Origin of the sequence: Bartonella sp. MR90HLJMH (assembly GCF_042194115.1) — a bacterium.
In the GTDB taxonomy this organism is placed as follows: domain Bacteria; phylum Pseudomonadota; class Alphaproteobacteria; order Rhizobiales; family Rhizobiaceae; genus Bartonella; species Bartonella grahamii.
Window position 1 is genome coordinate 97,386 of record NZ_JBHIMM010000001.1, and the last position, 16,294, is coordinate 113,679.

At 36.7% G+C, this 16,294-nt stretch carries 15 protein-coding genes; 6 read left to right on the top strand and 9 right to left on the bottom strand.

The features are described from left to right. Window positions 1–115: 115 nt before the first annotated feature. The 5 genes from sucD to ACFIJ9_RS00445 all read right to left on the bottom strand — a co-directional run bounded on the left by sucD (window position 116) and on the right by ACFIJ9_RS00445 (window position 5,403). Window positions 116–1,018 (bottom strand): succinate--CoA ligase subunit alpha, encoded by a 903-nt coding sequence (sucD, locus tag ACFIJ9_RS00425; RefSeq protein ID WP_375635345.1) that lies wholly within the window; start codon window positions 1,016–1,018, stop codon window positions 116–118. A gap of 3 nt (window positions 1,019–1,021) precedes the next feature. After that, on the bottom strand, window positions 1,022–2,218 hold the full coding sequence (gene sucC, locus ACFIJ9_RS00430; RefSeq protein WP_375635346.1) for an ADP-forming succinate--CoA ligase subunit beta: 1,197 nt from the start codon (window positions 2,216–2,218) through the stop codon (window positions 1,022–1,024). 90 nt (window positions 2,219–2,308) lie between these two features. Continuing rightward, a complete protein-coding gene (gene mdh / locus ACFIJ9_RS00435) occupies window positions 2,309–3,271 on the bottom strand; it encodes a malate dehydrogenase (RefSeq protein WP_375635347.1) in 963 nt (320 codons plus the stop codon). Between the two features lie 288 nt (window positions 3,272–3,559). After that, entirely contained in the window at window positions 3,560–4,759 is a 1,200-nt protein-coding gene (gene zapE, locus ACFIJ9_RS00440) for a cell division protein ZapE (protein ID WP_375635470.1), read from the bottom strand. A gap of 98 nt (window positions 4,760–4,857) precedes the next feature. Continuing rightward, window positions 4,858–5,403 carry an AprI/Inh family metalloprotease inhibitor gene (locus ACFIJ9_RS00445; RefSeq protein WP_015857108.1) on the bottom strand — a complete coding sequence of 182 codons (546 nt, stop codon included), beginning with the start codon at window positions 5,401–5,403 and terminating at the stop codon, window positions 4,858–4,860. Between the two features lie 227 nt (window positions 5,404–5,630). On the opposite strand from ACFIJ9_RS00445, the gene dapF reads away from it, so the two are divergent. From dapF to ACFIJ9_RS00475, 6 genes are all read left to right on the top strand, one after another. Continuing rightward, on the top strand, window positions 5,631–6,482 hold the full coding sequence (gene dapF / locus ACFIJ9_RS00450; protein WP_375635348.1) for a diaminopimelate epimerase: 852 nt from the start codon (window positions 5,631–5,633) through the stop codon (window positions 6,480–6,482). Beyond that, window positions 6,482–7,765: a tRNA (N(6)-L-threonylcarbamoyladenosine(37)-C(2))-methylthiotransferase MtaB gene (gene mtaB / locus ACFIJ9_RS00455; RefSeq protein WP_375635349.1), complete on the top strand. Its 1,284-nt coding sequence runs from the start codon at window positions 6,482–6,484 to the stop codon at window positions 7,763–7,765. Before dapF ends, mtaB begins: the two co-directional genes overlap by 1 nt. A gap of 14 nt (window positions 7,766–7,779) precedes the next feature. Then, complete coding sequence (gene ftsY / locus ACFIJ9_RS00460; protein WP_375635350.1) at window positions 7,780–9,033, top strand: signal recognition particle-docking protein FtsY; 1,254 nt, start codon at window positions 7,780–7,782, stop codon at window positions 9,031–9,033. Continuing rightward, window positions 9,030–9,716, top strand: a complete 687-nt coding sequence (locus ACFIJ9_RS00465; protein WP_375635351.1) for a septation protein A — start codon at window positions 9,030–9,032, stop codon at window positions 9,714–9,716. The genes ftsY and ACFIJ9_RS00465 overlap by 4 nt, the downstream gene beginning before the upstream one ends. A 62-nt stretch (window positions 9,717–9,778) precedes the next feature. After that, on the top strand, window positions 9,779–10,540 hold the full coding sequence (gene gloB, locus ACFIJ9_RS00470; RefSeq protein WP_375635352.1) for a hydroxyacylglutathione hydrolase: 762 nt from the start codon (window positions 9,779–9,781) through the stop codon (window positions 10,538–10,540). Window positions 10,541–10,605: 65 nt separating this feature from the next. Beyond that, window positions 10,606–11,445 carry a hypothetical protein gene (locus ACFIJ9_RS00475; RefSeq protein ID WP_375635353.1) on the top strand — a complete coding sequence of 280 codons (840 nt, stop codon included), beginning with the start codon at window positions 10,606–10,608 and terminating at the stop codon, window positions 11,443–11,445. A gap of 558 nt (window positions 11,446–12,003) precedes the next feature. On the opposite strand, the gene ACFIJ9_RS00480 is transcribed toward ACFIJ9_RS00475, so the two are convergent. The 4 genes from ACFIJ9_RS00480 to mnmG are packed head-to-tail and all read right to left on the bottom strand — an operon-like array spanning window position 12,004 to window position 16,261. Next, a complete protein-coding gene (locus ACFIJ9_RS00480; RefSeq protein WP_375635354.1) occupies window positions 12,004–12,909 on the bottom strand; it encodes a ParB/RepB/Spo0J family partition protein in 906 nt (301 codons plus the stop codon). 32 nt (window positions 12,910–12,941) lie between these two features. Continuing rightward, window positions 12,942–13,739, bottom strand: a complete 798-nt coding sequence (locus tag ACFIJ9_RS00485; RefSeq protein WP_273787549.1) for a ParA family protein — start codon at window positions 13,737–13,739, stop codon at window positions 12,942–12,944. 6 nt (window positions 13,740–13,745) lie between these two features. Continuing rightward, complete coding sequence (gene rsmG / locus ACFIJ9_RS00490; protein WP_375635355.1) at window positions 13,746–14,393, bottom strand: 16S rRNA (guanine(527)-N(7))-methyltransferase RsmG; 648 nt, start codon at window positions 14,391–14,393, stop codon at window positions 13,746–13,748. After that, a complete protein-coding gene (mnmG, locus tag ACFIJ9_RS00495; RefSeq protein ID WP_375635356.1) occupies window positions 14,393–16,261 on the bottom strand; it encodes a tRNA uridine-5-carboxymethylaminomethyl(34) synthesis enzyme MnmG in 1,869 nt (622 codons plus the stop codon). The genes rsmG and mnmG overlap by 1 nt, the downstream gene beginning before the upstream one ends. Window positions 16,262–16,294 lie beyond the last annotated feature (33 nt).

Sequence of the window (16,294 nt, forward strand, 5' to 3'; positions counted from 1 at the left end):
TTAAATGCTTACAAAACAAGCAATGATTCAAACATTCAAAAAAGTTTTACCTTTTTATACTCAAGTTTTTTCACCTGAATCTAAGAACTTTTTCTTATTCAGGTGAAATTTTCTTTTAGCCCTTCAAAACTGACATCAAAGTCTTACCTATCTGTGATGGTGAAGGAGACACTCGAATCCCTGCTGATTCCATTGCCGCAATTTTATCTTCTGCTCCACCTTTACCACCAGAAATAACAGCACCAGCATGTCCCATTGTACGTCCTGGAGGAGCTGTACGGCCAGCAATAAAGCCAACAACTGGTTTTTTACGACCTTTTTTTGCTTCATCTTGCAGAAACTGTGCTGCTTCTTCTTCAGCAGAACCACCAATCTCCCCAATCATAACAATAGACTGAGTTTCATCATCCGCTAAAAACATTTCCAACACATCAATAAATTCAGTGCCCTTAACAGGGTCGCCACCAATCCCTATCGCAGTTGTTTGCCCGAGACCTTCCTGACTCGTTTGAAAAACGGCTTCATAAGTTAAAGTTCCCGACCTCGAAACAACCCCAACAGAACCTTTTCTAAAAATAGAACCAGGCATAATACCAATTTTACATTCATTTGGTGTAAGAATACCAGGACAATTAGGACCAATAAGACGAGACTTTGAGTTTTCTAATCGCGCCTTCACTTTAACCATATCCATAACGGGAATACCTTCCGTAATACAGATAATTAAACGAACTTCAGCTTCAATAGCCTCTATAATAGCTGCCGCAGCCCCTGCAGGAGGAACATAAATAACAGAAGCATCCGCGCCTGTTTTTTCCTTTGCTTCTGCAACATTAGCAAAGATAGGAAGAGTTTCGCCTTTTGAACCTTCCCATGTTTCTCCACCCTTTTTAGGATTAACACCCCCAACCATTTGCGTATCATGATAAGCAAGCGCCTGTTCTGTATGAAATGTTCCTGTTTTTCCTGTAAGCCCTTGAACTAGAACTTTTGTCTCTTTATTCACAAGAATCGACATAGCTTAAGCTCCCTTCACGGCTGCAACAATTTTTTGGGCAGCATCATCTAAATCATCAGCAGGAATAACATTCAAACCACTTTCATTAATAATTGCTTTACCCTGCTCAACATTAGTGCCTTCAAGACGAACAACTAAGGGAACCTTTAAACCAACCTCACGAACAGCAGCAACCACACCTTCAGCAATGACATCACAACGCATAATACCACCAAAAATGTTAACCAAAATGCCCTTAACATTTGGATCGGCCGTAATAATTTTAAAAGCAGCTGTCACCTTTTCTTTTGACGCTCCACCACCAACGTCAAGAAAATTTGCAGGCTCAGCTCCATAGAGTTTGATAATATCCATTGTTGCCATAGCAAGACCCGCACCATTAACCATGCAACCAATCGTACCCTCGAGAGCAACATAAGCAAGATCATGCTTTGATGCTTCAATTTCTTTTGGATCCTCTTCTGAAAGATCGCGTAATTCTAAAATATCTGGATGACGAAACAGAGCATTATTATCAAAAGAAACTTTTGCATCAAGAACACGTAAACGACCATCTTTCATCACAATAAGCGGATTGATTTCTAAAAGGCTCATATCTTTTTTACAAAATGCCTTATAGAGAATCGGAAAAAGCTTTTCACCATCTTCTCGCGCACTACTTTGTAGTTTCAATGCATCACAAAGTCTTGCACAATCAACCGAAGTAACACCCTCTACAGCATCAATGGGAAGCGTGAATATTTTTTCTGGTGTCTCTTCAGCAACCGTTTCAATATCCATTCCACCTTCTGTTGAAACAACAAAAGCAATTCGACCAACGCTACGATCAACCAAAAGTGAAAGATAAAGCTCCCTTTCAATATCAGCACCATCCTCAATGTAAAGACGATTGACCTGCTTACCCTCTGGACCCGTTTGTTTGGTTACCAAAGTTTTACCAAGCATTTCTTGAACATTTGCAACAACTTCTTCAACAGATTTTGCAAGCCGAACACCACCCTTTGCATCAGGACCAAGTTCTTTAAACTTACCCTTACCACGACCACCAGCGTGTATCTGACTTTTAACCACATAGAGAGGTCCGGGCAATTTTTCCGCCCATTTTTCAGCTTGCTCAACAGAATAAACAGCAACACCATTTGCAATTGGTGCTCCATATTCATGAAGCAGACGTTTGGCCTGATACTCATGGATATTCATGCATTTGTCCTTTTCTTTTATGGATCATTATTAATCCTAAAGTTTTAATATTCTAAATACTTAGTTTTAATGAATTAAATCTTGTTCAATTTACTTGAGACTAGGCACAAGAGCAATACAAGCTTCACAAAGCTTTTTAACTGCATTTACTGAATGATCAAAAGCACCTCTTTCTTCTTTATCAAGATCAATTTCAATGACTCGTTCAACACCACCTGCACCAATTACAACAGGAACACCAACGTAGGTATCATTAACCCCATATTCTCCTGAAAGATAAGCTGCAACAGGCACAACACGCTTAGTGTCCTTTAAATAGGCCTCAGCCATAGAAACAGCAGAAGCTGCTGGTGCATAATAAGCAGAACCTGTTTTTAACAAACCAACAATTTCTGCACCGCCATCACGGGTACGCTGGATAATTTGATCAATTCTTTCCTGTGTTGTCCAGCCCATCTTTATAAGATCAGGCAAAGAAATACCACCAACTGTTGAATAACGCACGAGAGGAACCATTGTATCACCGTGCCCCCCTAAAACAAACGCTGTCACATCTTTAATAGAGACCTTAAATTCCTCAGATAAGAAATGACGAAAACGCGCTGAATCAAGAACACCAGCCATACCAACCACTTTATGTGTAGGGAGACCTGAAAATTTCTGCAATGCCCACACCATTGCATCAAGGGGATTGGTAATACAAATAACAAATGCTGAAGAAGCGTATTTTTTAATTCCAGCTCCAACTTGTTCCATAACCTTTAAATTAATGCCCAAAAGTTCATCACGGCTCATACCAGGTTTTCGCGCAACGCCTGCTGTTACAATAACAACATCAGCACCTTCAATTGCTTCATAAGCATTAGCACCTTTTAGACTGATATCAAAACCATCAACGGGAGAAGATTCGGCGATATCTAGAGCCTTACCTTGTGGCACACCTTCTGCAATATCAAATAAGACCACATCAGCAAGCTCTTTAAGCCCAATAATATGTGCTAAAGTACCACCAATCATACCTGAACCAATGAGAGCTATTTTTTTCCGTGCCATTTTATTTTTTCCTAACTTTTAGATAATTCAGCGCACACCCATCAGCGTCCCTATACTGAATATTTTTGACTTCAACCATATTCAAACAATATCATAAAAAGGAGTAAAGAAATGAAATTTACAAATTTTTCTCCTTACAGAAACAACAACCCTCCGCTGAAACAACTATTAGAAAATTATCACGATGTATCGATAAAGTGAATTTTAAAAAAATACAACAGAATTATTACATTTCTTTAATTTCAAAGAGTTATTGTTTTTACAGTTTACGTAAAGGTAAAAGTATAATCAATGCTTCTTCTTCAAAAGAAAATGTTCTTCCCAAAGTTTTAAATAATCGTGGCTTTGCATTTCAAAAAGACGTGACTGTGTTCTTTGAAATTCAAATGTTTCCGTAATCTGCGCATGCCCTTTATACAAATCTCCCACCTCTGCCGCAGCCGACATAAATAACCGTATGTGGCGCTCATAAAGAATATCAATAAGCAAAATAAACCGTTTTGTTTCATTGCGACATGTATCATCCATGACCGGTACATTATCAATAAAAATCGTATGATAATTCTCCCCTAATACCAAATACTCAGCCGCTGCCAAAGGCTTTGCACATAAATCTCCATAATCAAAGCGTGCACATCCTGCACCAACCCGCGGAATAGGAATAAGGCGCCCTTTTATAGAAAGCTCATCAGATATCTCCTTATGTCCTTGCAATACAAGTGCCCATGCTTGATCCATGCATTCATCTGCTTTTTTCCCTAAAGGTGCTACATACACAGGCTGTAGATTTGATTTTTCAAGACGATAATCTGTTTTTGCATCAAGATTAACAACACGAACATATGCTTTCAAAACTTGAATAAAAGGCAAAAAGAGTTCACGATTTAAACCGTTATAATAAAGGTTATCCGGCGCCACATTTGAAGTCGCAATAAAGAAAATTCCTTTATCAAACAAAGCAGAAATAAGCCGCCCCAATACCATAGCATCAGCAATATCTGTTACACTAAACTCATCAAAACAAAGTACCTTTGCTTCTCGTGCAAGATCTTCAGCAACAGCTAAAATAGGATTATCTTGTTTAAACTTTTCACCCCCAGATGCTTGACGATAAAAATTAATACGCTCATGCACATCAGTCATAAAATCATTAAAATGAGCACGCTTTTTATGACCTTTAGGCAAACAAGAAAAGAACAAATCCATCAGCATGGTTTTGCCCCGTCCTACTTCACCAAAAACATACAACCCCTGAAAAGAACCTTTTTCATCCCCTTGTTTTACAACACAAGAGATATTTTGTTTTTTCCTCTTAAATATTCTATTAAAGAAAAAGCAAAATATCCAAGTCCAAGGACGAGAGATGTTTTGTTCCGCAATTTTTTTTAATAAATGGTCAAAATATTCTGTTATAGCTAATTGAGCGGGATCAAAACAAACCTCCCCTTTAGAGACAAGCTCTTTATAACGTGTTGAAACGAGAATCATCCAAATAACCTTTTTCAAACCGTTCTCAATGAAAAATACAAATACTTTTCACGAATCTGCCCGTCTAGCTTAGTTTTTCATAAACGATCAAAAATGATTTAACGACTTAAAACAACGGGATGATCATCAAGTGTACGTCCCTCAAAACGATCAACATTTGAAGAGTAGAGAGCAAGGATAACACGTCCAGAGTTATTATAAAAATATAATCTTTTTCCTTTAACAGCCCACGATCTCACTTGGGAAGCAATTCCTGGACAGTGTAAAGGACCAGCGCGGTACCCTTGTCCAAACTTTGTTTGCGGCGTTGCGATCCGACAAACTTTACCCCCCATAGAAAGATTCCATACACCAGCAACACTTGCAGGAAATAAATCAGTAGCATTACTTGGCAATTCGAGACTAGCCATTCGTCCATCACTCTGAGAATCTCCTTTTTCATACATCGAAGCGTTTGCTGCCTCAGATATCGACGAAGAAGTAGATGACAGATCAGACACTTCCAATGTTGTCATTTGTTGAGATGGATAAAAAACTTCTAATGCGTTACTACCGTCATTACTGTCAAACCGTGTTGTTGAACATCCCCCTAAAAGCATTACAGTTGATAGTGCAACGAAAAACGAAATTTTTGAAAACGACATATCTGTACTCTCTCCCACGACAATAAATAAGTTCACAAAAAAAATTAAGTGAATATTTGTTATAGTTACAAAGATAAATTAACAAATTAAAAAAAACAGGTTAAAATCACTTATTTTTAAACGAAATAATTTATGTACCCAATTTTATCTTTATTAAAGACTAGAAATTTATAAGATTTTCAGTCATATATTTCTTTGTAAGTAATCATTAGAAATAGAGAAGTTTCATGAAAACGCCATTTAGCAAAATGGACGGTCTTGGAAATCAAATTATTGTTATTGATATGCGTGAAAGCACTCATGCTCTTACACTACAAGCAATCCTTGCTTTGTCAGCAGATCCCGAAATGCATTTTGATCAAATCATGGCTATCCACACACCAACCCAGAAAAAAGCCGACTTCCGCATAGAAATATGGAATGCCGACGGATCAATGGCTAAAGCTTGTGGCAATGGTACCCGCTGTGTCGTTGCATGGCTTAAAGATCACAATTTTGGTGAAAAATTTCGTTTAGAAACTCCCGCTGGAATTATTGAAGGGACATATCAAACCGATAATCTCATTTCTGTTGATATGGGATGCCCAAATTTCAATGCAAAAGAGATGCCTGTTTCACGTGAAATAGTTGATACCAATCACGTAGAAATTACGGCTGGTCCTCTAAAAGATGCTTGTCTCATATCCATTGGCAATCTCCATGCTATCTTTTTTGTTGAAAATGATATTCAACATATTCCATTAGAAAAATATGGACCAAAACTTGAACATGATCCCCTATTTCCCGAACAGTGCAATATTTCCATTGCTTGCATAACGTCAAAGAAAAGTCTAAATTTACGGACATGGGAGCGAGGAGCAGGATTAACACAAGCATGTGGAAGTGCTGCCTGTGCAAGTGCAGTGGCTGCTTATCGTCGTGGTCTTACACAACGCCATATTGATGTAAACTTACCAAAGGGAACACTTAATATTTTTTACCGAGAAGATGATCACGTTATTATGACAGGACCAATAAAATATCAATTTAGTGGTTTTTTAAGCCCTTTAACAGGGTGCTACAAAAAGGATCACTCCTGATGGCAATAGAAATTGTAACTTTTGGTTGTCGGCTTAATAGCTACGAATCGGAAATCATTCGCAAAGAAAGTACTTCTTCAGGGCTAGATCAGCTTAAAGATGGTGCTATTATCTTTAATACCTGTGCTGTCACTACCGAAGCCGTACGACAAGCAAAACAAGCTATCCGCAAAGCACGACGTGAAAATCCTCATGCACGTATCATTGTAACAGGGTGTGCAGCCCAAACAGAAGCACAAAATTTTTCCTCAATGACAGAAGTGGATCTCGTTTTAGGAAACGAAGATAAACTTCACGCCCATTCTTATCGTCAACTTCCTGATTTTGGTATTAACCATTCCGAAAAGGTGCGTGTCAATGATATTATGGAAGTACAAAAAATTGCTCCACATATGGTCAGTGCAATGCAAGAGCGCACCCGCGCTTTTGTACAGGTACAAAATGGATGTGATCATCGCTGTACATTTTGCATTATTCCTTATGGACGAGGACCATCTCGCTCTGTTCCCATGGGTGCTGTCATAGAACAAATTAAAAAGCTGATCGGTGAGGGTATCCAAGAAGTTGTCCTTACAGGTGTTGACCTTACAAGTTATGGCCACGATCTTCCTGGAAAAGCTACTCTAGGAAAATTAACTTCAGCAATTTTGCATCATGTCCCTGACTTAGCGCGATTACGCCTCTCATCTATTGACTCTATTGAAGCAGACGAAGAACTCATTAATCTTTTAGCTTATGAAACAAGGATCATGCCCCATTTGCATTTATCTTTGCAAGCAGGTGATAATATGATTTTAAAACGGATGAAACGGCGACACTTACGCGAACATGCCATTCAATTTTGCCAAGAGTTGCGTGCCAAACGTCCTACAATGGTTTATGGTGCCGACTTAATTGCTGGTTTTCCTACAGAAACAGAAGAGATGTTTCAAAACAGTCTTGTTTTAATCAAAGATTGTAATTTAACCCATCTCCATGTCTTCCCCTTTAGTCCAAGAGAAGGAACACCTGCCGCACGTATGCCACAAATCAACCGTAAAATAGTTAAGATGCGTGCTGAAAAATTACGTAAAGCAGGTGAAGAGGCTTACCAAAAGCATCTTGCTCATTTGCAAAACAGTCTACAAACAGTTCTCATTGAAAAAGATGAAATCGGACGAACAGAAGATTATACTCTTGTACAAGTTAAAGGTGCAAAAGCAGGAACAATTGTTCAAGCCCTTATCGTTGATCATGATGGCGATAAATTGATTGCTGTCCTTCCAAAATTAAACGCTGCTTGAGCAGGAAAATTCTTATGACGAAATCTTTTATTAAAAAAATATTCTCTTTTAACAAATCTCAAGAGCAGGAAATGAAACAACAGATTTCTATTCCTGATAAAAGCGATATAATGGAAGAAAATAAAGACAAAAATGAAAGGACAAAAAATAACCAAATCTCTATATACACAGAAAAAGAAGAGCAAACAAAAAATCGAGAGTTAACACTTACAAAATATGATAAAAAATCTCCATTTCTAGAATCCCATTCTGATAAAATTCCTCTTTCTGGTAAAATTATTGTCACAGACAACATCCGTGAAAAAAAGAATGAAGAAATTTTATCTGAACCTTCTGTTGAACAAAAAAAGATAGCGTGGTTTGGGCGCCTTAAAAAAAGTCTATCTCTTTCTTCACAACGCCTAAGCGGATCAATTGGCGACCTCTTTGTTAAAAGAAAACTTGATGAAGATACATTGCAAGAGCTCGAAGATATCCTTATCCAAGCTGATCTTGGAGTAGAAACGGCGACACGCATCACAAATACTTTAGCTTCCAGTCGTTACGGAAAAGATCTTTCCCCAGACGATATTCATACTATTGTAGCTGATGAGGTCAAAAAAGTTCTGGAACCTGTTGCAATTCCATTAGAGCTTGATCTCAGCTATAAACCTCATGTTATTTTGCTGGTAGGTGTAAATGGAACTGGAAAAACGACAACAATCGGAAAACTTGCAGCAAAATTAACAGCAGGGGGATTAAAAGTTATGCTTGCAGCTGGTGATACTTTCCGAGCCGCAGCTATTGAGCAATTGCATATTTGGGGTAAACGTACTGATTCTCCTGTTATTTCGACAAAATTGGGTGCAGATGCCGCCAGCTTAGCCTTTGATGCTTATGAAAAAGCAAAAAAAGCAAACAGCGATGTATTAATTATTGATACAGCAGGGCGTTTACAAAATAAATCTGAATTGATGGATGAGTTGGCAAAAATTATTCGTGTTTTAAAAAAACACACCCCCCAAGCACCCCATACAATCCTTCAAACGCTTGATGCAACTACCGGACAGAATGCACTCAACCAAGTGGAAATTTTCCGTGATATTGCTGGTGTTAATGGTTTAGTCATGACAAAGCTAGATGGAACCGCACGAGGAGGAATTCTTGTCGCTATAGCAGCAAAATATAAATTACCCGTTTATTTTATCGGTATAGGAGAAAATATTGAAGACCTTCAACCTTTTTCTGCTTCTGACTTTGCCGAAACTATCGCAGGAAAACATACATGAAACAGCCTTTATCTAACTCTAATTCACGCAATAATTCTGAAAAAAATATGAATAACAATAAGACCCCCCCTCTCTCACCAACCATAAAGTTTCTCTTAGAAATGGGTCCGCTGGTTGCCTTCTTTTTTGCCAATTATAAGGGAGAATGGTTAATAAAAAACATTGGATTTTTTCAAAATTTTAGTAAACCTATTTTCCCTGCAACAGCTATTTTTATGATAGCGATTATTATTTCTCTAAGCTTATCATGGATCCTTGCAAGACAAATTCCTATTATGCCTCTTCTTTCAGGAATCTTTGTTCTAGTCTTTGGATTTTTAACTCTTTGGCTTCACAACGATACTTTCATCAAAATGAAACCAACAATTATTAATAGCTTATTTGCGCTCATCCTTTTTGGTGGTATGTGTTTTAAAAAACCACTTTTACGTTATGCTCTTGATTCTACATTAAAACTTGATGATTTAGGCTGGCAAAAACTTACCTATCGTTGGGCATTCTTTTTCGTTTTTCTTGCCCTTTTGAATGAAATTATTTGGCGTAATTTTAGCGACAATTTTTGGACAAGTTTTAAAGTATTTGGCGTCATGCCCCTAACAGTCCTCTTTATGCTTACCCAAATGCCTATCATTATGAAACATTCAAAAGGACTTTTCACAGAAGAGGACAAATCTGATTCTTAAAAAAATTCACCACTATATATTATTCTATAGATTCATCACCAAACACTGTTCAGGAGAAAAACATGTTGATTGAACAGTTTATTTGTCGAAAAGATAACTTTGGTGTACTCATTCATGATGAAAAAAGTGGCTACACAGCTGCAATTGATGCTCCTGAAGGTGAAGCGATTCATGACGCCTTAAAACGCCGTAACTGGACACTTCAGGCTATTTTTGTAACTCATCATCATCACGACCATGTAGAAGCATTGGAAGAATTAAAACAAGTATACAACGCTATGGTTATCGGACCAGAAGCAGAAAAAGAAAAGATTCACCATCTTGATCAAACACTTCAACCTGATGAAAAACTTCTCTTTGGTTCTCACCCACTTTTGGCTCTTTCAACACCTGGTCACACTTCGGGCGCATTATCTTATTATTTTCCTGAAGAAGGTTTGCTCTTTGCTGGAGATACACTTTTCTCACTCGGTTGTGGACGCCTTTTCGAAGGAACACCTGCTCAAATGCTGAACTCTTTAAAAAAGCTTCGTCAACTTCCCGATAAGACACTTCTTTATTGCGGTCATGAATATACCAAAAACAATGCTCTTTTCGCGTTAACACTTGATCCACATAATCAGAAACTTCGTCAAAGAGTAGAAGAAGTTTTTTTGCTACATGCAAAAAATACTATGACTTTACCAGTAACCTTAGGGCAAGAAAAAGCTACCAATCCCTTTCTCCGCTGGGATGATAGTGTGTTGCGAAGGAACCTCGCAATGGAAGAAGAAACAGATGAAGAAATCTTTGCTGAAATTCGAAGAAGAAAGGATAACTTTTAAACATGCTTAAGTTCGTATTACGTTTGTTCCTCCTTTTTCTTTTCGTGATACATACTAAACTAACAATGGCAAAGGAAATAGACAATCAATTTAATTTCCAGCATTTCATTGAAAATTACACCCTAACTGAAGACTTTCTTTTAAAAATGGAACAAATTGGAAAGGAATATGAAAATTTACTGCCAGAGTTAAAAACATCTAATACCCCATATAACAGTAGTATTAAAGAATTTACCGCTTATATTTTTGATCAACCAAAATTAATGAGTATTTTAAAAAACAATAACATCACACCTAAAGATTTTGCTGTTGGTTGCAATATGTTTGAAGGAATATTGATGGCGCTTAGCTGGGGTTTTGAATTTGATGAAAAAAAAACTGTGTTTTTAAGCAATTTGGAATTTGGTAAAAAACATATGTATAGAATATTGGCTGTTGAAAGCAAAATTTGTAACCCAACAAAGAAAAAGGAAACAGCCAATAAATTCAATTTCCCGCATGTCATCGCAAATTACATCTTAACGGAAGATTTGCTTTTTAAAATGGAACAAATTAATAAAGAAGAGTGTGAAAACTCACCACCAGAATCAAAAGTATCCAATACTGAAAAAGCATCTGATATTGAAATTGAACACGATGACAGTATTGAAAGATTAGTAGCTTCTATTTCTAATCAACCAAAATTAATGAATATTTTAAGAAAAAATAATATAACACCTAAAGATTTTGCTATAGGAACCATCGCCCTTCAAGCAACATTAACAATGCTTTTAGCTCCTCTTGAACTTCTTAAAAAAGAGGGGATTTCTTTTGATGAAAAAAATACTGTAGTTTCAAACAATTTGGAATTTGGTAAAAAATATATGTATAGAATGCTTGTTGCTTTAAGAGGGCGTTGTAAATAGAATTCATGCTACTTTGAACAAATGATTAACTTCGCAAACGGAAAAGTCTTCACTGAAATTTGGAAAAGAAAGGATAAATTTTGATCATGTTTAAATTGGCATTGTGTTTGTTTTTTCTTTTCTCTTTTTTAACATATATTCAAATAACAATGGCAAAGGGAACAAACAATCTATTTGTTCTCTCCCTAGCAGCCATCCAAATATCACTGTAAATTATCCTTTAACAGAATATTTCCTCTTAAAAATAGAATAACTAAAACAAAGAAATTGAGGATTTACCTCCAGAGCCAGAGGTATCCAATACCGGAAATGATAACAGCATTAAAAGACTCATTGCTTCTATTTTTTCTAGATCAAAACTAACAGATCTTTTAAGAAAACATAATCTCTCACCTAAAGATTACATTATTGATCTCATGACTCTTCAAGCAACTTTGCTGCAATAATAGCCTTTGAAGATAAAGAAATCCTCTTCAATGAAAAAATACTATATCTTCAGATGATTTAAATTTCGATCAAAAATATATCGATAGAATTCGTACTATTTTAGACAATTAACTAGTTTTGCAAACGCCGGCAAATATCATCTAATTGTTCTAGTGAAGAGTAGCGTATTTTTAAATCACCACCTTTTTTGCCATGCCGGATAGTCACTTTCATTCCGATAACATCTGCAAGTAATTTTTCTAAAGATTTTGTTTCTGTATCTTTCTCAACAGCAGTTCGTTTTTTGACTTTTGGATTTGCTTGTTCATACGCAAGTATTTCCGTTTGGCGCACAGAAAGCCCTTCGCGAATAATTTTTTCGGCTAAATCCTGTGGATTCTCAACAGTGATAAGACAGCGTGCATGACCAGCGGAAAGTTGTCCATCGGTTAAGAATTGTTGTACTTTTGGTGGAAGTTTTAACAAACGAAGCGTATTAGCAACATGACTGCGACTTTTTCCAATAACTTGCGCTAAATCTGCCTGCGTATATCCATGCTCATTCAGCAAAATTTCATATCCCATTGCTTCTTCGATAGGATTAAGATCGGCACGTTGAACATTTTCAATAATTGCCAATTCCAAAGCCGTTTTATCATCTACATCGCGAACAATAACAGGTAATTTATTTAAATTAGCTCGCTGTGCAGCACGCCAACGCCGTTCGCCAGCAATTAATTCAAAACGATGAGGATGATCACGTGATGGTCTTACAATAACAGGTTGAACAACACCGTGCTGGCGAATTGATTGTGCTAAATTATCAAGTTCTGAATCGGTAAAATGGCGTCGCGGATTATGTGGATTGCACGAAATAGATTCAAGCGGAACAAATCGTTCAGAAACAGGAGAAGCTGTATCGGACTCTGTAAATTTGTCAGTATTTGATGAACGTGTAAGATCGCTGTTTAAACTGATATCCCCAATTAATGCCGCTAATCCACGACCCAGCCTTTTTTTTGATTGATCATCATTCATAATTTTGCTCTTTAAATTTTTAGTTGATTTTTTTAAGCAGCAGCACGCGCTTGTTTTTCACGTTGAATCATTTCTGATGCTAGACGCAAATAAGCTTGGCTCCCAGCACATTTGAGATCATAAAGCAATACAGGTTTTCCAAAAGAGGGCGCTTCTGATACTCTTACATTTCGTGGAATAACAGTACGATAAACCTTATCTCCCATAAAAGAACGTACATCTTCAACAACTTGATTTGAAAGATTATTACGTCCATCATACATTGTTAGAACGATACCTTGGATTTCTAAAGATGGATTAAGTACGGATCGCACTTGTTTTACTGTTTCAAGTAATTGACTTAAACCTTCAAGTGCTAAAAATTCACACTGCATAGGCACTAAAACAGAATCTGCAGCCCCCATAGCATTAAGTGTTAAAAGATTAAGGGAGGGAGGACAATCAATTAAAATATAATTGAATTTTTTTTCCATTTCCGGATCATCATAGAAAGCTTTACGTAAGCGTTGTATGCGATCTTGTGATGAAGAAATTTCCATTTCCACACCTAAAAGATCAAGTGTAGAGGGAACTATATAAAGATTAGGTACTGCTGTTTTTAAAGCCGCTTGTGTAATTGAAATTCCCGAAACTAAAACATCATAAGAAGATAAAGGACGGTTATTACGATCAATCCCTAAACCTGTACTAGCATTACCTTGTGGATCAACATCCATAATAAGGACATTTTCACCAATAGCCGCTAAAGCTGTTGCAAGATTAATTGCTGTGGTTGTTTTTCCGACTCCACCCTTTTGGTTTGCAATAGCGATAATTCGTGTTTCGCTCATTTTGCTCTACCCTCTATATGATCGAATATGAGAAATTTCTAAAATAACAGAATTTTCATCAACTTTACTTTTATGTTTTAACAGATCAAAGTGCCAATTGGCAGAGGCATTTTTTATTTCTGTAGCGTAATCCCGACCTTTTTGCAAAAGAGCGATTGTTTTTTCTGTTAATAAAGGAAAAATAAGTTGTAAAAGACTATTGAGCGGCGCTAATCCCCGTGCCGTTATAATATCAGATACGGGAATTTTTTGATATACATCTTCAATTCTAGCGTGATAAACCGTTGCTGGAAGATTAAGTTGAGCAATAACTGTTCGCAAAAAAGAAACTTTTTTCCCATTACTTTCAACAAGATTAATATGTCCTACTTTTTTTTCTTTCAAAAAGATAGCAATCACAATTGCAGGAAAACCTCCTCCTGATCCTAAATCACACCAATGTAAAGAATGAGCATACAAAGGAAAAATTTGTGCTGAATCTAGAATATGCCGTGTCCATAGATCTGGTATCGTTGTAGCAGATATCAAATTAATATGCGCATTCCATTGAAGTATTAAAGACTCAAACTGAATTAAATTTTCCATCGTTTCACGTGAAACAGAAGGAACAATATTTAATAATTGTTGATATTTTTTTTCTGTAGAAAAATCCATTAAGCTGTTTTAGCCTTTTCACGTCGTTGACGTTGAATATATGTAATAATAAGCGATAACGCGGCGGGTGTCATGCCATCAATTTTTTGTGCATCAGCAATTGAACGCGGCGACACTTCTTGAATTTTTGATTTAAGTTCATTTGAAAGACCTGAAATTGCCTGAATATCAAGAGAAGAAGGAATTTCTAAACGCTCATCTCTTTGAAGAGAGGCAATATCTTGTGCTTGTTTATCTAAATAAACCACATATTGTGCTTCAATTTCTAAAGATTCTGCTGTTTTAGAATCAATCATTTGTAATTGTGGCCAAAAATCTGAAAGACGCTCTAAAGTCATATGAGGATAAGCAAGAAAATCATAAGCGGAACGCCGAATTCCATCATGATTAACGTGTAATCCATGAGCAGAAGCTTCATTGGGTGTTAAAAAAAGATTTTGACATATTGATCGTGCTTGATCAAGCCGTTGTTGTTTTTTCTGATAACATTCCCAACGTATTTTACTCACAATACCCCATTTTTGTGCCAAAGGTGTTAGACGCGTATCAGCATTATCAGATCGTAAAGATAAACGAAATTCAGCACGTGATGTAAACATCCTATAAGGTTCACAAACACCACGTGAAACCAAATCATCAACCATAACACCAATATAAGCGGTAGAACGACTTATAAGTATTTCATCTAATTTACCTACTTTACGTGCCGCATTTAATCCAGCTAAAAGTCCTTGTGCTGCTGCTTCCTCATATCCTGTTGTACCATTAATTTGGCCTGCTAAGAACAAACCCGGTAAAGAACATAATTCTAAGCTTCTCGTTAATTGTTGTGGATTAACAAAATCATATTCAATAGCATAACCAGGTTGCAAAACTATAGCATTTTCCAACCCTTCAATGGTTTTCAATAGAGAAATTTGTACATCTTCAGGAAGAGAAGTAGAAAGACCATTTGGATAAACAGTATCATCATTTAATCCTTCTGGTTCTAGAAAGATCTGATGTCCATCACGTTCTCCAAATTTCACAATTTTATCTTCAACAGAAGGACAATAACGTGGTCCTAACCCTTCAATATTTCCAGAATATAAAGCAGAACTATAAATATTCTCGCGAATAATTTGATGTGTTCTCTCATTTGTACGTGTTATTGCACATTCAATTTGTGGTTGTTCAATTTTCTCTGTTAAAAGAGAAAAGGGAATGGGATTTTCATCTGCTTGTTGTTTTGGAAGATGATCCCAAGCAATTGTTTTTTTACTCAAACGAGCAGGGGTTCCTGTTTTTAATCGACCAAGTTTTATATGATAATTTTTTAAACGTTTAGCAAGTTGCACACTTGACTGATCTCCCATACGTCCAGCAGCCCATGTTTTATCACCAATATGAATAAAGCCATTTAAAAATGTTCCTGTTGTTAAAACAACAGCACCAGATAAAATTGTTCCTTGTTTTTTTAAAATAACACCTGATACACAATTATCTTTAACAACCAGATCAATAACTTCATCCTCAATAAGAGTAAGATTTTCTTGTTCTTTTAATAATTTTTGAATTGCTTTTTTATAAAGTTGTCGATCCGCCTGTGTCCGTGGTCCTCTTACTGCCGGTCCTTTACGTCTATTAAGTAGTCTAAACTGAATTCCAGCAGCATCTGCTGCTCTTCCCATGAGACCATCTAACGCATCTATTTCACGAACTAGATGCCCTTTTCCAAGTCCACCAATAGCAGGATTACACGACATAGTTCCCAGTGCTGATATTTTATGTGTAACAAGCACTGTTTTGGCTCCTGCACGCGCTGAAGCTGAAGCCGCTTCACAGCCAGCATGACCACCACCAACAATAACAACATCATATGATTGCATTTTATTCATTCCGTAGAAAATATTCTAAGGTTT